Origin of the sequence: Nonomuraea sp. NPDC052116 (assembly GCF_040680035.1) — a bacterium.
Lineage (GTDB): Bacteria > Actinomycetota > Actinomycetes > Streptosporangiales > Streptosporangiaceae > Nonomuraea > Nonomuraea angiospora_A.
Genome location: NZ_JBFAWA010000003.1, coordinates 41,409 through 58,331, shown reverse-complemented (window position 1 = coordinate 58,331; position 16,923 = coordinate 41,409). Strand labels below are relative to the sequence as shown.

The 16,923-nt window shown below is 70.2% G+C and carries 20 protein-coding genes; 9 read left to right on the top strand and 11 right to left on the bottom strand.

Annotated features, from left to right (window positions below):
* Positions 1-299 precede the first annotated feature (299 nt).
* Positions 300-1,307 carry a phosphotransferase gene (locus AB0L65_RS05900; protein WP_364240765.1) on the bottom strand — a complete coding sequence of 336 codons (1,008 nt, stop codon included), beginning with the start codon at positions 1,305-1,307 and terminating at the stop codon, positions 300-302.
* Between the two features lie 440 nt (positions 1,308-1,747).
* On the opposite strand from AB0L65_RS05900, the gene AB0L65_RS05895 reads away from it, so the two are divergent.
* Both AB0L65_RS05895 and AB0L65_RS05890 read left to right on the top strand, forming a co-directional pair.
* Positions 1,748-2,590, top strand: a complete 843-nt coding sequence (locus AB0L65_RS05895) for a helix-turn-helix domain-containing protein (RefSeq protein ID WP_364240762.1) — start codon at positions 1,748-1,750, stop codon at positions 2,588-2,590.
* Between the two features lie 75 nt (positions 2,591-2,665).
* Positions 2,666-3,277: a dihydrofolate reductase family protein gene (locus AB0L65_RS05890; RefSeq protein WP_364240759.1), complete on the top strand. Its 612-nt coding sequence runs from the start codon at positions 2,666-2,668 to the stop codon at positions 3,275-3,277.
* Positions 3,278-3,374: 97 nt separating this feature from the next.
* Here AB0L65_RS05890 and AB0L65_RS05885 read toward each other — a convergent pair whose 3' ends face one another.
* Entirely contained in the window at positions 3,375-3,839 is a 465-nt protein-coding gene (locus AB0L65_RS05885) for a tetratricopeptide repeat protein (protein ID WP_364240756.1), read from the bottom strand.
* A gap of 219 nt (positions 3,840-4,058) precedes the next feature.
* On the bottom strand, positions 4,059-5,210 hold the full coding sequence (locus AB0L65_RS05880; protein WP_364240753.1) for an FAD-dependent oxidoreductase: 1,152 nt from the start codon (positions 5,208-5,210) through the stop codon (positions 4,059-4,061).
* 91 nt (positions 5,211-5,301) lie between these two features.
* On the opposite strand from AB0L65_RS05880, the gene AB0L65_RS05875 reads away from it, so the two are divergent.
* Together AB0L65_RS05875 and AB0L65_RS05870 are read left to right on the top strand one after the other, a co-directional pair.
* Positions 5,302-5,793, top strand: a complete 492-nt coding sequence (locus AB0L65_RS05875; protein WP_364240750.1) for an RNA polymerase sigma factor — start codon at positions 5,302-5,304, stop codon at positions 5,791-5,793.
* The gene (locus tag AB0L65_RS05870; RefSeq protein WP_364240748.1) at positions 5,790-6,272 is read left to right on the top strand and encodes a hypothetical protein; all 483 of its coding nucleotides are present in this window, start codon (positions 5,790-5,792) and stop codon (positions 6,270-6,272) included. The genes AB0L65_RS05875 and AB0L65_RS05870 overlap by 4 nt, the downstream gene beginning before the upstream one ends.
* On the opposite strand, the gene AB0L65_RS05865 is transcribed toward AB0L65_RS05870, so the two are convergent.
* Positions 6,260-7,543 (bottom strand): sigma-70 family RNA polymerase sigma factor, encoded by a 1,284-nt coding sequence (locus tag AB0L65_RS05865; protein ID WP_364240745.1) that lies wholly within the window; start codon positions 7,541-7,543, stop codon positions 6,260-6,262. The two genes, AB0L65_RS05870 and AB0L65_RS05865, sit on opposite strands and share 13 nt — an antisense overlap.
* Complete coding sequence (locus AB0L65_RS05860) at positions 7,540-7,884, bottom strand: YciI family protein (protein WP_364240742.1); 345 nt, start codon at positions 7,882-7,884, stop codon at positions 7,540-7,542. The genes AB0L65_RS05865 and AB0L65_RS05860 overlap by 4 nt, the downstream gene beginning before the upstream one ends.
* A gap of 337 nt (positions 7,885-8,221) precedes the next feature.
* Between AB0L65_RS05860 and AB0L65_RS05855 the strand changes: the two genes are divergently transcribed.
* From AB0L65_RS05855 to AB0L65_RS05845, 3 genes are all read left to right on the top strand, one after another.
* Positions 8,222-8,704, top strand: coding sequence for a hypothetical protein (locus AB0L65_RS05855; protein WP_363968200.1), 483 nt, complete (start codon positions 8,222-8,224; stop codon positions 8,702-8,704).
* 80 nt (positions 8,705-8,784) lie between these two features.
* The gene (locus tag AB0L65_RS05850) at positions 8,785-9,000 is read left to right on the top strand and encodes a hypothetical protein (RefSeq protein ID WP_364240739.1); all 216 of its coding nucleotides are present in this window, start codon (positions 8,785-8,787) and stop codon (positions 8,998-9,000) included.
* A 145-nt stretch (positions 9,001-9,145) separates the two neighbouring features.
* Positions 9,146-9,604 (top strand): hypothetical protein, encoded by a 459-nt coding sequence (locus tag AB0L65_RS05845; RefSeq protein WP_364240736.1) that lies wholly within the window; start codon positions 9,146-9,148, stop codon positions 9,602-9,604.
* A 65-nt stretch (positions 9,605-9,669) separates the two neighbouring features.
* On the opposite strand, the gene AB0L65_RS05840 is transcribed toward AB0L65_RS05845, so the two are convergent.
* Positions 9,670-9,912: a hypothetical protein gene (locus tag AB0L65_RS05840; RefSeq protein WP_364240734.1), complete on the bottom strand. Its 243-nt coding sequence runs from the start codon at positions 9,910-9,912 to the stop codon at positions 9,670-9,672.
* An 81-nt stretch (positions 9,913-9,993) separates the two neighbouring features.
* Positions 9,994-10,776, bottom strand: a complete 783-nt coding sequence (locus tag AB0L65_RS05835) for a glucose 1-dehydrogenase (RefSeq protein WP_364240731.1) — start codon at positions 10,774-10,776, stop codon at positions 9,994-9,996.
* Between the two features lie 86 nt (positions 10,777-10,862).
* Here AB0L65_RS05835 and AB0L65_RS05830 point away from each other — a divergent pair, with 86 nt between their 5' ends.
* Positions 10,863-11,714: a helix-turn-helix transcriptional regulator gene (locus AB0L65_RS05830; protein WP_364240728.1), complete on the top strand. Its 852-nt coding sequence runs from the start codon at positions 10,863-10,865 to the stop codon at positions 11,712-11,714.
* Positions 11,715-11,810: 96 nt separating this feature from the next.
* On the opposite strand, the gene AB0L65_RS05825 is transcribed toward AB0L65_RS05830, so the two are convergent.
* The 4 genes from AB0L65_RS05825 to AB0L65_RS05810 form a co-directional block, all read right to left on the bottom strand.
* On the bottom strand, positions 11,811-12,377 hold the full coding sequence (locus AB0L65_RS05825; protein ID WP_364240725.1) for a GNAT family N-acetyltransferase: 567 nt from the start codon (positions 12,375-12,377) through the stop codon (positions 11,811-11,813).
* Positions 12,378-12,510: 133 nt separating this feature from the next.
* On the bottom strand, positions 12,511-12,723 hold the full coding sequence (locus tag AB0L65_RS05820) for a hypothetical protein (protein ID WP_364240723.1): 213 nt from the start codon (positions 12,721-12,723) through the stop codon (positions 12,511-12,513).
* Positions 12,724-13,356: 633 nt separating this feature from the next.
* Complete coding sequence (locus tag AB0L65_RS05815; protein WP_364240720.1) at positions 13,357-13,986, bottom strand: isochorismatase family cysteine hydrolase; 630 nt, start codon at positions 13,984-13,986, stop codon at positions 13,357-13,359.
* A gap of 227 nt (positions 13,987-14,213) precedes the next feature.
* On the bottom strand, positions 14,214-15,428 hold the full coding sequence (locus tag AB0L65_RS05810; RefSeq protein WP_364240717.1) for an FAD-dependent monooxygenase: 1,215 nt from the start codon (positions 15,426-15,428) through the stop codon (positions 14,214-14,216).
* Positions 15,429-15,608: 180 nt separating this feature from the next.
* Between AB0L65_RS05810 and AB0L65_RS05805 the strand changes: the two genes are divergently transcribed.
* Positions 15,609-16,844: a helix-turn-helix domain-containing protein gene (locus AB0L65_RS05805; RefSeq protein ID WP_364240715.1), complete on the top strand. Its 1,236-nt coding sequence runs from the start codon at positions 15,609-15,611 to the stop codon at positions 16,842-16,844.
* Positions 16,845-16,923 lie beyond the last annotated feature (79 nt).

Here is a 16,923-nt window from a genome sequence, read left to right as displayed (position 1 = left end):
GTAGGCGATCTGGGCCAGCGGCCGTGCTTGAACAGTCTGCGCGCCGGCGGGCGGCCCGAACGCCGGACGCGCGCGTCATCCACACCGGCAGCGACGCCCAACGGACTGGTTCGATGTCGAGGACCCGCGCGGCCCGCAGGCGCGCGATGCGGTGCCGGCCCGGCGTTTGTGGGAGGAGTCCACGCGGCTGACGAACGCGCCGGACTTCGCCGAGTACTCGCCCTGAAAGGCGGCGTTGGGAAGCGACGGAGGTGCGCGCAGTCCTGACCAGTCTTCATGGAGGCAGGCGCTCGCGCTCGTCAGCCGTGCCCGCCGGCAGCCGCGAGTGACCGGAGCTTTCCGCCGTTGGCGTCGAGCCAGCGGGTCGTGTCCTCCAGCTTGCGGATTCGGTCGGCGACCTCGTCGAGTTGCACCCTCCCGTTCAGCCAATGGCCCGCCCGCCAGAGGGCGCTGCCGATCGCCCGCGCGAGGAGCAGCCGGGGGAGGGCGTCGGCCTCGGCGGCGTCCAGCGGGCGGACCGAGGCGTACCCCCGGAGGAAGGCCGCCGTGCGGAGCTGCCAGTCGCGCGTCTCCAGGGCCCCGCTGTAGAACAGCGCCGCCATCACGTCCTGGACCAGGAAGCCGACCCCGGCGAACTCGAAGTCAAGCAGCCCGCTCACCTCCCCGGTGTCCTCGTCGACCAGCATGTTCGAGGCCGCCAGGTCACCGTGGATGACCTGGGTCGGCAGTGTGCCGCCGCCCACAGGCCACCCCTGCTCGACGCGGCGTGCCACGGCCTCGAGGTGGGCGGCCCGCTCCGCGCTGATCCCGGCGGCGCGCAGCTGACGGCAAAGGGCGCCGACGTGCGGTACGGCGGGGTGCGCCAGGGGATTGCCGCGCCAGTCTGTCAGCCCGTCTTCTGGCGGTACGCCCAGCAACGTCTCGCCGAGCAGCCCGGCCGCCCGGCCGAAGCGCTCGAGTGCCGTCTGGCCCGTGAGGTCGGGCCGTACGCCGGGGATCCACCGGCAGACGGTGGCGGGCCCGGCCGCGGTTTCGATCACGGTGTCCCCGCTGAGCGCGGCGACCGGCTCAGGCACCTGGAAGGGAAGTCCGGCCTGCCGTAGCCGCCGCAGGATCCGGTGCTCGGCGCCGACCTGCGCGGCGGACAGGGTCTGGCTGACCCTTAGCACGAATCGGAGGTCCCCTTGGCGGAGCACGAACGTCTGGTTGTTGGTCCCCTGCTCGGCTCCGATGATCGTCGTGTCCGGGGGAAACCCCCACGCGGCCGGCAGCCCGACCAGGAACTCCAGGTCGGCGGGCGCAGTCACGCGCCAATTCTGGCGGCATGCCCAGGCCGGCCCGCAACCGGTTTATGGGCCCCTCGGAGCAAGAGTCAGCAAAGGGTTCCCATTCTGGTCAACCAGCCGGGGTCGCGCTTTCCTGCGCGGGTCGAGCCGAGAATCTCGGAAGTCGGCAAGAACCTGTTCGACCTGCGACGCACCGTGGTAGTCCACAACCTCCACGTCGCAGCCCGACAGCAGGACGGCTACATGACCGGCTCTCTAGCAGCTGCCGTAGGCGGTGGTCAGATCGTCGGCGAAGATGCAGAACATGCCGGGTTGGCACCGCTTGGAATCGAGAGGCCTCGGGGCCTGACCGGCGTTCGGCTTTCCGCCGCCGGGAGCGGCCTGCGCGGCGTTCGGCGCGGTGCCAGCCCGGCCGGGCTGAGGGTTATCGGGACTGAACCCTTGTCGGCCACACTGGCTCCATGGAGTACGTCGTCCGGGTGCCCGCGCCGCCGCTCGACCGGTTCATCGACGACATCTACTGCCTGACCGGAGTGCCGCGCCACCGACGGATGAACGTCCCGCCGATGCCGTCGGCACACCTGTTCATCAACCTGGGCGGACCCGTCCGCCTGTGGGATTCCGACCCTTCGGTGCCGCCGGTAGTGTTCACCGATGGGTGGTTCATGGGGGTATGGACCAGGCGTTTCCTCTTCGAGTACCCCACACCGGTGCGGCTCGTGGGGGTGCACTTCAAGCCTTGGGGGATCTCGCCGTTCGCCGACATGCCGGCGACCGAACTGCGGGACCGATGGGTGCCGGTCGACGCCGTCTGGCAACGGTCTATGGATCGGATCCGCAACCAGGTCGGCGACCTCACGTCCGCCGCCGAGGCACTGCGGGTGTTGGAGGAGGAGCTGCGATCGCGGCTTGCCGAGGCGCCGTCGCGCGGTCTCGACCTGGTCCGGCACACAGGCCGGTGTTTGGAGACCTCCTACGGCGTGGTCCCGGTCGGTGCGCTGGCCGATGCCGCCGGGGTGAGTGGCAATCACCTGGCCACGCAGTTCAAGTCTCATGTCGGGGTCACCCCGAAGCGGGTGGCGCGGATCTACCGGTTCGCGCGGCTGATCGTGTCCGTGGACGCACTGCGTCCGGTCGACTGGTCGCAGCTCGCCCAAACGGCGGGCTATTTCGACCAGGCCCACTTCAGCAGGGAGTTCAAGGACTTCACCGGCCATACCCCGACGGACTACCTGGACCTGCGGCGCCGGTTCCCCGCCGAGCGGGGGTTCCCGCCGGACAGCGGTCCGATGCCCGCCGATTGATTTTTTACAAGCCCACTCGCCCCTGAGGGCGGCAGGATCGGGGACGAACGCGCAAGGAGATTCCAGGGAGAACCTGTGGGCACAGTGATCATGCACAACGTGGTGTCGGTGGACGGCTTCATCGCCGACAAGAACGACGACGTCGGGCCACTCCACGATTGGTACTTCAACGGCGACATCCCGATCACCGAAGGCGGCGACCAGCAGTACGACCATTCCGGAGCCGGAAGCGGCTTCAAGGTCTCACGTGCATCGGCGGAGTACGTCCGGTCGATGTGGGAGACGATCGGCACGATCGTGATGGGCCGCCACCTGTTCGACCTGGTGAACGGCTGGGAGGGGCGACCGCCCGCCGGGGACCACGTGGTCGTGGTGTCCCACCGGCCCAAACCTGAGGGCTGGCACCCCGAGGCGTCGTACCATTTCGTCGATGGCGTGACGGCTGCGATCGACAAGGCCCAGGAGCTCGCCGGGGAGCGAACCGTCGCTGTGAACGCCGGCGACGTGGGCAGCCAGATCCTGGCGGCGGGCCTCGTGGACGAGGTGGCGATGGACGTGGTGCCGGTGGTGTTCGGGTCGGGCAAACGCTACTTCGGCGGCATCGACGGGCAGCATCTGCTGGAGGATCCCCACGTGGTCATCCAGGGCGAAGGGGTGCTGCACCTGAGGTTCAAGGTGCGTCGTTAAGGGGTGCTGAGACTGTTCCGATGTGCATGGCTCAAGGATCTGCCTGGCGGACGCCGGTGGAGCTGCTGGAGACCCCGGAGGTCCTGGCCTGAGGACGTCAGATGGTCTCACCCAACTGCTTGGCCACCTGCTCCAGGCCACCCTTGATGAGCCGCCCGTACTCGTCGTCGCCAAGCACGCCGATCCCGTCCCGCGCCTGCTGGAGGTGCTCACGGGCGCGATCGAGATCGCCCAGCTTGCGGTAGCACTCACTCAGGTTCAGGTGCAACGACGGATACAAGCCGGCCACCGAAAGCGGCACCCCGGCTTGGGCCACCTGCTCATCGGTGACCAGATCGGCGGCGGCAAGCGCCCGCAGATCCCACATCAGCTCCTCATGCACGTCGTCCTGCACATCGGCCATCGAGTGGGCAAGAACGCAAACATGCAGCGGATCGCCTTGCTCGCCGCCGATGTCATCCCAGATCTGCGCGAACAGGTCGCGAGCAGCTTCACGCTGACCTTGGTGGTGATGCAACTCCACCCCCTGGCCGATCCGGGTCATCGTCGGGTCGGTCGTCATGAGCGGCTCCTTGATCGTCGCGGGCAAGCGCGGTCAGCCTACTCGCCTGACGCGGCTCAAAAACCGTCATGCGGTTGACCAGCAGGTTCGGTTGAGCAACCGGGACAACGACCGGGAGTCGCCCGCGACGACCTCCGGGTGCTGACCGACATTCCGGCCGATCAGCCCCCGAGTGCTGGCTGGTCCCAGCCGAGCATGTTCACCGGGTCGTGGCGAGAATCAGACCCGCATGTGGGCCTCAGCGAGCCTGGGGCTTTCGCCGAGCTGCTGGAGGGCGAGTTGCGCGGCGCTGATTCCGACCTCGGCAAGCAGTCCCGGCGCGGCTGATTGGTCTGTGGCCACGGCGAGGGCGTCGCCGCGGCTGACGGCCGGGCGGTCGTGCCATGTCGTCCCGGGCAGGTCGACGGCTCCGGTGCAGTCCGTGCGCAGGGCGCTGCGGTACCACTGCAGCGCCGCGCGCCAGCCGGGCCAGGACTCGTCGAGAAGACGCTGCACGCGGCGTTCGGCGTCGGCTTTCCGCTCGCCTGGGGCGCAGGCGGCGGAGATCTGGATGAGTTCGTGTCCGGGCGGGGCCAAGGTGGGGTCGGCGAGGCCGTAGCGGGCGGCGTAGATCCGGTCATCGAGGTCCATCACCCGGAACCAGTCTGGGCCGCCGTCGGCCCGCAGGCCCAGGTCGACTGTCGTCACGCGGGCGCCGGGCCAGGTGAGCGATCGGTCGCCGGTCAGCAGGCGCGCCGTGGCCAGGCTGGTGGCCAGGATCGTCGGGCCCGCGGGCAGAGCGGCCACCCGTGTCCGGGTACGTATCTGCGCGCCGAGGCCGGCTGCCCGCTCGGCCAGAAGGTCGACCAGGGTGGACCACCCGCCGGTCACGTACCGGACGCCGCCGGCCATCGCCCGGCGCAGGCGCTGGTGGGCGAACGCGGCCGAAAGCCGGCCGGGGTCGTGGTCGAAGGTGAAGATGAAGACCACTCCGACGATGGCCTCAGCCGTCCTGGCGTCGACGTGCCGGAGCAGCCATGCGCGCAACGATTCCTCTGCGGGCGCCTCGGTGGGTAGCGCGGCGATGGCCTGGCTGAGTTCGGCCGGCCACGGACCGAGCCGGCCTCCGGCCCGGACGAGGGTGGCATGGCGCGGCGCCTCCACGATGGGCGGGGTGAGGCCGCGGCCCTCCAGCCACGCCCACCATGGCCCGTCCACGTAGATCGCGTGGGCGCCGAGGTTGGCCCGGTAGGGAGCCGCCAGCGTGCGTGCTCGCCCACCCGGCCGGGGGTTTGCCTCGGCGACGGTCACCCGCCAGCCGCGTTCGGCCGCCTCGATGGCGGCGGTGAGCCCGGTCAGGCCGGCGCCGACGATGTGCAGATCTTGTTTCACAAGATAGCCCTTCTGCGTGATGTCCTCCTGGCTGGAAAGTGGCGGGGAACCCGTGAAAGGTTCCGGCTGATGTTCTTGTAATCTTCGTGGCGTGGACCCCGAGAACGTCGCCGCCGCTCAGCAGGGGGACGCGCTCGCGTTGGACCGGCTTCTCGACGAACTGGCCCCGTACGTCCGCCGATTGTGCGCTCGGATCGCCCCGGCGGCGGCCGACGATGCCACGCAGGAGGCCCTGCTGGCGGTTTTCCGGGGCCTGCCGTCGCTGCGCGCGCCTGAAGCGATCATGACCTGGGTCCGGTCGGTCACGGTCCGGACGGCGATCCGGCTCGCCCACCGGCATGACCTGGAGGTCGCCGCGGAGGAAACCCTCGTGGCCGGCCAGGTCTCCTCGCTGGAAGGGCTGGTGGACATCGATGACGCCCTGGCGCGCCTGCCGGTCTCCCAGCGCGCCGTGCTGATGTTGCGTACGCAAGAAGGCCTCAGTGAACAAGAGATCGCCGACACGTTGGGGATCCCGATAGGAACCGTGAAATCCCGGCTGCATCGGGCCAGGGCCGCGTTCCGGGAGGTGTGGGAATCGTGAACGATCCTGTGGCGCACCCCGATATCGACCCGATCGACCGCCTGACCATCCTCGCGGCCGCCTTGCCCGGCGCCGTCGTCGGGCAGCGCCGCATCGCCGCCCCCTTCGAGGCCGTGTGGCAGGTCGTCGCGGACCTGGAACACGCCACCCCCCGCTACGAACCCGGCGTCGCCCACGTGCGCGTCATCGAGCAGCGCGGCGAGTTCCTGCGCCTGCTGGTGCGGGACAGCGCCGGCCGCGAGGACGCGATGGACGCCAGGCTCCGGCCGGGCTGGTGCCTGATGCAGTCCGCCACAGTCGTCATCGCCTTCGCCGCCCGCCGCCTGGGCAGCGAGACCCTGCTGGCGCATCTCGAACACCGGCGCGGGCAGACCCCGGAGCCCGGCCAAAGCGGGTCGCACCACCGCCGCGCCGCCCTCGCGAAAATCGACCAGGAGCTCCACACGATCGAAAGTCTCGCTGCCCACTATGGGCCCTGAGTTCCGGGTATCTCTTCAGGACGGATGAGGCAGCCCCCGATGCGTTCGGCCAGGAACTCGCGCTCGGCCTCGTTTCCGGTCAATTCCAGCGTCTGGCGGTAGGCGATCGAGGCCTCCTCCCGGCGGCCCAGCCGATGCAGCAGGTCCGCCCTGATCGCCGGTAGGTACGGGTATCGCGCGAGCCGGCCGTCCTTCTCCAGCTCCGCGACCTCTTCCAGCGCCCGCGCCGGCCCGGAGACCATCGACACCGCCACCGTGCGGTTCAACGCCACCACCGGTGACGGCCACACCGCCAGCAGCTCGTCGTACAGGGTCACGATCTGCGGCCAGTCCGTCTGGTCGTAGGACGGCGCCTCGGCGTAGAGGGAGGCGATCGCGGCCTGCAGGACATAGCGGCCCGGTCGCCCGCCGCGCAGCCCGTCCACGATCAGGCCGTGCGCCTCGGACATCGCCGAACGGTCCCAGAGCGATCGATCCTGGTCCTCCAGACGCAGCAAGCGACCCTCGGCATCGACCCGGGTGGCGCGCCGGGCATCGGTGACCAGCAGCAGCGCGAGCAGCCCCCGCACCTCCCGCTCGTCGGGCATCAGCTCCCGCAGCGTCCTGGCCAGCCGTATCGACTGGTCCACCAGGTCCGTACGCACCAGCGACGCGCCGGACGGCGCGGTATGACCGGCGGTGAACAGCAGATGGATCACGCCGAGCACCGCGCGCAGCCGATCCGGCAGCTCAGCGCGTTCCGGCAGCCGGAAGGGGATCCGCGCGGCCGAGATCTTCTTCTTCGCCCGGGTCATCCGGGCGGCCATCGTCGGCTCCGACACCAGAAGCGTCCGGGCGACATCGGCGGTCGTCACCCCGCACACCAGCCGCAGCGTGAGCGCCAGCTGCGCCTCCTGCGCCAACGCCGGGTGGCAGCACATGAAGATCAGCCGCAACCGCTCGTCCGGCACCACGTTCTCCGGCTCGACGGCGGCCGGCTCGTCCTCCGCCTCCTCGGGCTCCACCAGCAGCGGGAGTTTCGAGCGGAACGTCTGCTCGCGCCGCACCGCGTCCATCGCGCGGCGCTTGGCCGCGGTGGTGAGCCACGCCTCCGGCGTGTCCGGGATCCCGTCGCGGGCCCAGCTCGCCAGGGCCGCGGCGTACGCCTCCTGCACGCACTCCTCGGCCAGGTCCAGGTCGCGCGCGACGCCCGCCGTCGCGGCGAGCACCAGGGCCCATCCGCGACGGTACGCGTCCGCGACCGCCGATTCGACGTCCGCCGGGGGCGTCATGCCGTGGCGGGCCGATCCGGGATGAAGCCGCCTTCGACGGGCCGCACCTCGACACCGCCGCCCTGCTGGGTGGCGGGATTGGCCCGAGCGATCTTCAGAGCGGCATCCAGGTCGGGCGCCTCGATGATGGCGACCCCGGCGATGACCTCCTTGGCGTCGACGAACGGGCCGTCCGTCACCACGTCGCCGCGGATCGAGGTGGCTGTGTCGGCGGGCTGCAGCGCGAAGGCCGCGACCAGCGCGCCGGAGTTCACCAGGTCGTCGAAGTGGCGCTCATGGGCCTCCCGCGCTCCGGGAACAACCTCGGCCTTCGTGTGGATGAGGATCGCGTACTGAGCCATGGTGGCTGTCCTTCCAGGTGCTAGTTACTGGCTTACACCCTTATGTCGAACGGCCTGCCCGGATTCGACAACCCACCTCCGTGGTGATGGCCGTGCTGGGTGGATGTGCGACGCGCCTCGCCGGACGCTAAAGTTCGCGATCAACGACTGTGTTGTCGCGCCTGCCATCTCATGCGCCAAGCACGTCGGCAGTTGCCGGAGCGACGACCAGAGGACGTGGGTGGCCAGCCAGAGCAGAGGACGGCCGGGCTGGCTGCATGTCGGCGCGCTCGAAGATCGCGTCCACAGGGCATGGGGTCCGGGCACGTTCCCTCCCGCCGAAACCCTGTTGGCGATCATGACGTTGTCCGCGGTACCGCGTGCCTTGGGCACCCGGCTGGCCGCTCATCTGGGTGGCGGGATCGTCGTGGGGCCCGGGGCCGTGCCGGACTTACCGGGCTTCGAGCATTTGCGGGGCATCCCGCTGCCCGTTCAGCAGGGCGGGTGGGAGCGCAGCGCCGGCGTTTACGACCCGAGGCGGCGCATGATCGGGGTGGGCAGCGTGCCCTCGCCGTCGGCGAGTGTGGCGGGCCATGAGCTGGGGCACGCGGCCGACGACATGGATGGCATGCCGTCCCAGACCCCGTTCTGGACGGCCCTGCACGCCGCGAGCGCCGGACGTCTCGCCCCGCCTTACCGGGCGGCGGTCACCGAGCTGTACGCCGAAGCCTTCGCCTGCGTGCTGGTCCGGCGGGCCCGGCGGCTCATCGAGCTGTTCGGGGATGAAGACGCGGCCCGGCAGGCTTATGCCTGGTTCGCGGGACGGTACGGGATCCGCTGAGCGGCACCCCTGCCGATGGCGCACCGGGCCGCTATGCTGGGCAGAGAAGCGTGGCAGATGGGACGGAGGGGATGAAGCACATGACCGCGATCATGCTGGCAGGCGGCGTCCTTCGCGTCCCGACCTCCACCGTGCTCCCCGACGGCACCCGCATCGACGGCACCAGGGACATCACGCCCGACGCCCCGGACTACGACGACTGGCTGCCGCACGCGATCGACGAGGAAGCCTCCTGGCACGGTGACCGTGACGACGAGGACATCCTGCGACGCTGGCGGGCAGCGGCCAGCGCCTGATCAGCCGCGGCCCCCGGAGCTGTCCGTCACCACCACGCGATCAGCCGGCCTGCAGCCGCCTTGCAAGCGACGCCTGATCAACTACCGGCATCGCAACGGACAAGGCCGGCCCACCAGGCTCCGCCCATCAGCATGAGGAAGAAAGATGGCATCGATCGTCTTCGGGGCATTCGCCGTCATCGCACTGATCGTGGGCGTGGTGCTGTTCCTCGTGTTGAGGCGGAAGCCGCACACCCGGGCCGGGGCGTACGTCAGCGCGGCGTGCCTCTTCCTGGCCGCGGGCGTGCTCAGCATGGGCTTCCTCTCGTTCGCGAGCCTGGAATCCGCCTCGCTGCGAACCTTCACGCCGGAGGAACGCGCGGCAGCGGTGCCGTGCGACGCGGCGGTCCTGGGGGCCGAGGAGACGTCCAACAAGCTCAACGGACGCTACATCTGGATGTTGCGGCTCCGCGTGACCCCTCAGGCCGGCGCGCCCTACGAGATCGAGCGCGCGGCCCGGCTCACCTCGTCCATGGGGGAGCGCCTGGAGCGGGGGAACGCCGTGCTCGCCTGCCTGGTGGCCCCCACCGATCACACGCGGATCGAGATCTCGGCCCTGGCCTGAGCCGTGCGCTCCTTGCTGACCTCGGACCAGGCCTTCGTCCTGACGACGAAGAGCTGTTCGAGGCTTCAGACGCACAGCCAGCGATACATGCCGTGGTTGAGCCGCACCGCCTCGCGGGCCAGGTCCCGCAAGGCGGTGATGCGTTCGATCTCATGGTCGTCGAGCAGCTCGTCCTCGGCATACTCACGCAACCGCGCATCGTCCGTGGCGGCCAGTACGGCGACAGTCTCCGGCATCACCCGGTCCACGCCCGACACTTCACCCTCGTCCACGCCAGGACGCCCATGGTCGAACACCTTATCGATCAAATCGTCTCTGGGCGGCTTGTCCCCCCGAAAGCGCCGAGATCCCGCCCTTCGGCCGGCACCGGAAAGGCGGGGTGTCGCAGGTCAGGCGCGTGCGCCGCCGTCCACCCTGAGGACGGTGCCGGTCACGAAGGAGGCGCGGTCGCTGAGCAGCCAGGCGGCGGCCTGGGCGATCTCGTCGGGATCGGCCGCGCGGCGCAGCGGGGTCCGGGCCTTGAGCCGCTCGACGAGACCGGGGGAGTGCTCCTCCCACGTACGGATCATCTCGGTCAGCGTGTTGCCGGGGGCGATCGCGTTGACGCGGATTCCTTCGGGGCCGTAGGTGATGGCGGCCGATTCCGTGAGGCTGTTGACGGCCCGCTTCATCGCCCCGTAGGCGGGCAGTTCGGGGTTGCCCATCAGGCTGCCGATGCTGGAGTTGTTGACGATGGCTCCCGTGCCTGCGGTGGCCCGGATGGCGGCGATCTCGGCGGTCATGGCCAGCCACGGGCCCCTGAGGTTCACGGCGTAGAGGAGGTCGAAGTCGGCCTCGTCCACCTGGTCGATCGGGCCGGGCGGCGTGATGGTCGCGCCGTTGTTGAAGGCGACGTCGAGCCGGCCGTACAGGTCCACGACGCGATCGACGGCGGCGCGCACACTGGCCGCGTCGGCGAGGTCGCACACCACGTAGCCGGCGGTGCCGCCCGCCGCCCGTACCTCCTCGGTCACCGCTTTCAGCTGTTCCTCCGTACGGGCCGCGAGCAGCACCCGGGCGCCCTCCCGGGCGAACAGCCGGGCCGCGGCGGCGCCGATGCCGCGCCCGGCGCCGGTGATGAAGGCGACCTTGCCTGCCAGCAGCCCTAGAGACGTGTCGTTGGCGTTGTGCATGACAGTCAGCCTCCGCCAGTGTGCCGGGCTTATCCAGGTACAACCGGTACATGCCAGGACTGCGCACATTCGTGCAAGCTGGGAGTATGGACAGACAAGAACTGGCGGCCTTCCTGCGTAGCAGGCGCGAGCGGATCATCCCCGCTGACGTGGGGCTGCCTGCCGGGCCGCGCCGCCGTACGCCCGGGTTGCGCCGCGAGGAGGCGGCGCAGCTGGCCTTCATCTCGACCGAGTACTACACCCGGCTGGAGCAGGCCCGCGGTCCACGCCCGTCGCAGGAGGTGCTGGCCGGGCTGGCCCGGGCCCTCCGCCTGTCCGACGCCGAGCGCGACCACCTCCACCGCCTCGCCGGCGCACCGCCCGCCCCCGCGCCGGGGCCCTCGCGCGAGGTGCGCCAGAGCATCCTCGACCTGCTGCGGCGGCTGCCGCAGGCCGCCGCGATCGTGACGTCCGCGATGTACGAGATCATCGCCTGGAACGACCTGGCGGCCGCGCTCATGGAGGACTTCTCCGCCCTGTCGCGGCGCGACCGCAATCTGGTGCGCCGCGTCTTCCTCGGACCGCACCCTCAGGGACGGCGGTTGTACGGGGTGTCGGATGCGGATGAGTTCGCCCGCTCTTCGGCCAGCCACCTGCGCGCCGCCGCCGCCCGCTACCCTGACGACCCCGAGGTGGCCGAGCTGGTGCGTGAGCTCCACGAGGGAAGCGAGGAGTTCGCCCGTCTGTGGGACTCCCACGACGTGACCGGCGCACCCATGATGACCAAGACCTTCCAGCATCCGCTGGTCGGCCCGGTCACCGTCAACTGCGATGTTCTCGACATCACCGACCGGGACCAGCGGGTCGTGATCTACACCGCGGTCCCCGGCTCGCCGTCCGAACAGGCGCTGCGCCTGCTGGCGGTCGTCGGCACGCAACGCATGGACGTTCCGACCTGAGATCTCCCGGTCGGGTGGCCTGCGTGCCCGCGGGCTCGGGTCGGTCTCGATCTGGCTGACCACCCGCACCAGGGAACGGCCCGGCGGCCACTCGCGTCACGCCGGATCGACCACCCTGCTCACGATCCACGCGTGCTTGCCGACCTGCCGGCCGCGGGTGAATCCGTACTGCTCGAAGAGCTCGACCGTCGCGCTGAACAGGAAACGGCCCGGCGCCTCGCGGCCGGTGGTCACCTCGGAGATGGCCTCGACGAGGCCGCCCCCGGCCAGGGCGATCTGGCCGAGCGCGCCTTCCAGTGCCATCCGTGCGACGCCCTGGCCGCGATGCCGGCCGTCGACGTAGAAGCAGGTGATCCGCCAGTCCGGGCGGGGCGGCGCTTCCTTGTCGTACGCGCGCCGGTGCTTGATGCCGGGGAGCTCATCGGGGCTGCCGTACTGGCACCATCCCTGCGCGGCGCCGTGCTCGTCGAGGACGAGCGCGGCATGAGCGCGACCCGTACGGACCCGGTCCTCCTTGACCGCGCGACGGCCGGCCCCCCTCTGGTTGCCCTCCGGATGAAAACCGACGCACCAGCACCCACCGAAGATCCCGTTGTTGCGCTCGACGAGCTCCGCGAAGGCGGCCCAGGAGGCGGCGTCCAGGGGCCGGACCGTGTACGACATATGGATACCTTCGCACGTGGGCCGCTCCCGTGGTGATCACCTGGGCCGTCCACCGGCCGTCTCAGGTAACTTGCCGACCACGAGCAAACGGCGGTGCTGGGTGGTGATGTCATGGCGGGCCGGCAGGCGGACCTCACACCGGGCGCTTGGCGCCCGATTCGCCGTCGGCCAGCATCATGGCGCACTGCGGCGGGCGGACCACGTTCGTGTTCGTGGACGACCCGGCGTTCGCACTGGCCGGAGTGGTGCACAGCGACAGCACGGCAACCAGGGCGGCTGCCGAGGCGGCGGTACGGCGGGTCCAGGTACGGGTCTGCATGCGGCTCTCCAGTCGGCCGATGAGCATGACGGTACTGCCTCCCAGCATCGGCGCCGGGGCCCAGCCCGTCCACCCCAGAACGGTGAGCAGTCGGTGAAGGCGTCGGGCCGGATTGCGGTCCACTCGCCCGTTGGACGCCGGGCACGACCGGGTAGGAGCGCCGTCGCTCAGCAGCACCGAGACCGGACGAATCCCGGGAAGCTCGGCCCACAGCCTGGGCCTCCGATCACGGACGCCCTCCACCCCCGGCTCGTAGACAAGAGGAGATGATCCTGGCTGCCGCGGATTCTCGGGCTCAACGCACCCCCTACGATGGCCGGTCATGGGAACGGACTGGGTGCCCGCGGCGGTACGCGACCACGCCGACCTGGCCGAACTCGAACACCTCGTCCGCACGCACGCAGCCCTCGATACGCAGGGCGCACGCCACCGGCACCCTCACCACCCGGTAGCTCCGGCGCAATCTCGCCGGGCGTTTGTCTCATCCCCGGCGGCATCACCGCGGTACAGGGGCCCGGCCGGGGAAGCACCTGCCCGTTGAGGGCGTTGTATGCCGATCTCAACCCTGACGACGTCGAGGACGAGCGCGGGGTCGATCGGTCGTGCGGCAGGCCCGGAAACTCGGCGGCGGATCCACAGGCGTGGCCTGCCGATGATCGCTTACCGAGCGGAGCGAATCGCCGTGAGGAGGTCCGCCGTCGTCGTGATGGCGTGTGCGTAGGTCGGCCCGTTCAGCTCGTGAGCCGCGTGCAGCATCTCCGCGGTGAAGGCCGCGGTCGCGTCCCGTACCAGGGTCACGTGGTAGCCGAGCTCCATGGCGTACCTGCCGGTCGACTCGATGCAGGTGTTGGCGAGCAGGCCGATGACGATGACATGGGTGATGCCGTGCTGCCGGAGCATCAGGTCGAGATCGGTGTTGGCGAAGCCACTCTGTGCCCAATGCTCCTTGGCGACGACGTCGCCGTCCTGGGGGGCGAGGTCGGGGTGCCAATCGCCGCCCCAGCTGCCTCTTGCGAAGGTATGGCGTTCCTGGATCCCGCGCTGGGTGGGATTGGGGTGGTTCCAGTCGTCGTAGTCCCCGGGTTGCCACTGCCGATGCGGAACGACGAACACCTGGATCCCGGCCGCCCGTGCCGCCGCGACCACTGCGCGTAGATTGTCCAGAAGCCCCACGCGCTGGGCGACCTCCTTCAACCGGGGCCAGATCTTCCCGCCCTCGGACAAGAAGTCGTTGTACGGATCGACCAGGAGGACCCCGGTCCGGCTGAGTTCGTAGGACGTGCTGGTCATCGCGGAGTGGGCTTCGTGTCAGGGTTGTTCACCGCGGTCGGCTGGCTTCGTGCGGCGCCTCTGTTGTGCATCGGTGTGTGCCTGCTCACGCTCGTGGTGTACCCCGGTCCCGGACCGGGCCGGACGATGCGGTCAAAGTCTTGACAGGCTCTTTGTCCGTGCCGCCCGCATCGGCACTATGCGGACGGCCTCGTCCTTGAACTCATGGGTGACGGGCTGTCCGAGGCTCAGTACGCCGCGAGCGTGAGCGCGTTGGCGGCCTCGTTGAGCGGCTTCATGATCGGCCGCATCGCCAGATCCTTCCACGGCAGGCGGTTGACCAGCCGCATCATCGTGGTCTGCATCTTGATCTGCCGCGGGCTGCCCGCGACCATCTGCGCGGCGTTGCTCGCGCCGAGCGCCACGTTCACGTCCACGTACCCGCGCATCGCTTCCCGATATCCGGCATAGGCCGCACGATGGTCGCCCGCCGCCGCGCTCATTTCACCGGCCAGTACGTACGCACCCACCAGCGCGAGGCTGGTGCCCTGCCCGGACAGCGGGGACGGGCTGTAGGCGGCGTCGCCGACCAGGGCGATCCGGCCGGTGGACCAGTGGTCCATGCGAACCTGGCTGACCGGCGTGAAGTAGAAGTCCGGCGAGTGCGGCATGGCTCGCAGCAGCGCGTCGCTCTCCCAGCCGACGCCGGCGAACGCTTCGGTCAAGACGCGCTGCTGCGCGGCCCTGTCGAAGCGGTCGGGCAGGACGGCGGGGCTCGGGAAGACGAACTGCGCCTTCGCGGTGTCGGGTCTGGTGGCGTAGACGTTCACGACCTTGCCGGGCGTCGGATAGAGCAGCTCCCAGTGGTCGAGTCCGAGGTGGTTGGGGACGGTGAAGACGGCCGCGTGCATCCCGAGGGGGTGGACGTAGCGCTCCTGCGGGCCGAAGGCCAGGCGGCGTACGGTCGAGTGGAGTCCGTCGGCGCCGATGACGAGGTCGAAGCGGCGTGGCGGGGCGTGGCGGAAGGTGACGTCGACGCCGTCGGGGCCTTCGTGGAGAGCGGTGATCGTGTCGCCGAACAGGTATTCGCAGCTGTCACGTGTCGCGTCGTAGAGGAGCCGGGCGAGGTCGCCACGCATCACCTCGTCGTCGCCGGGAGCGCGCATGCCGATGAGGTCGGGGCCCAGGTTGGCCAGTGGCTTGCCGCTCTCGGCGACCCACGAGCCGCCGCGGATGGCGGTACTTGCCCGCCGTACGGCCTCCAGCATGCCCATCCGCTCGACGACCTGCATGGCCACGCCGCGCAGGTCGACCTTGTAGCCGCCGTCACGCAGCTCGGGGGCCAGCTCGACCACGGTGGGGGTGAATCCGTAGCGGCTCAGCCAGTAGGCCAGAGCGGGGCCGGCCACGCTGGCGCCGGAGATCAGAACGGTGCGGTTGGCGAGTCGCCGTGAGTTCGTCATGCCAAGAACCGTAACGACATTGCCAGAGTTTTGGCAACTATTTTCCATGACTGTTTGCCACATGGCTCGACGCTGCCATGTTGCTTGGCAAGGATTTGCCAAGCAGATGTCGGGGTGGCTAACATGAGCTGCGGCAGAGGGCCGGTCGGCCCGCGCTCTCACCTGGCAAGGAGACGACAGATGCTGACGCAGCCCGCCTTCGGCCGACGGCTCAAGCAGCTGAGGACCGAACGCGGCCTGACCCAGGCCGAGCTCGCGGGCGAGGGGATGTCCACCGGATACCTCTCCCGCCTGGAGTCCGGGGCCCGACCCCCCACCGACGAGGCCGTGGCCCACCTGGCCCGCCAGCTCGGCGTCGCCCCCGAAGACCTGGCCGAACCGCCGGACTGGTCGCTGGCGCGCAGCCTGGCCGCCACCGTCGGACTCGACGTGGACGAGGCCGGCGAGCTGCTGGCCCGAGCCCTGCGTACGGCGGGCAGCGAGGATCCTCTGCTGCGCTGGCAAGCGCTGTGGCAAGTCGCCGAATGGCGACGCCACAACATGGAGCACACCGAGGAGCGCAGCTGCCTGGACGAGTTGGTGGCGCTCGCTGAGGAGCTCGACCTGCCCGAGTTGCGTGCCCGGGCACGGGCGCGACTGGCGCGCGCACAACGCGGGGCGGGCCAGGTTCCGGCCGCGGTCGAGACCGCGATCAGCGCCTACCGCCTGGCAGCCGACGAGGGCCTGACGACACGCATCGTGGCCGACACTCTCCTGGCACTGGTGTCCTCGCTGGCCGAGGCGGGCCGGATGGCAGAGGCGCGGCAGCACGCCGACGAACTGCTCACCGTGGTCGCGAGCTTGCCCGCCGGCAGACTGCTGGCGGAGGCGGCGTGGACCGTGGCCGGCGTCCGGCTCCGCCAGGGCGAGCCCCAGGTCGCGCTGAAGCTGGTCAACGACGCCCTGGAGCAACTCCAAGGCCGCCTCGACCCGGCCATGTGGGTGCGGCTGCGAATCGTCGCCGCCCGCCTCCACCTCAACCTGACCCCGCCCGAGACCGAGCCCGCGCGGCGCCGTATCGAGGAGGTCGAGGCGTGTCTGCCGTTCGCCGGCACGCCCACGGTCGAGCAGGAGTTGCTCGCGCTACGCGCACGCCTGGCCTTCCACACCGGGCACACCGACGAAGCCCGCACCCTGCTCGACCGACTCGCCGACGCGCACGACCACCTGGACTATCAGGAGCAGATCCGCCTGGACGTGCTGCGCAACCAGCTCCTGCTGCTGGACGGCAAGCAGGATGAAGGCATGCGGGGCCTTCGAACGCTGGCGGAGCAGGCGCAGGAGCGCGCCAACTTCGACCTGGCCGCGGAGATCTGGCGCCACGCCGCCGAGTCACTGGCTCGAACCGGCGGCGAGAACGAGGTCCCCGGAGCCTGAGCGCAGCGATTCACGCTCCAGCACACGGGGGGTCGAGGCGGTCCCGCGCACCATCCACGCGCTCGCCCACCTCGACCCG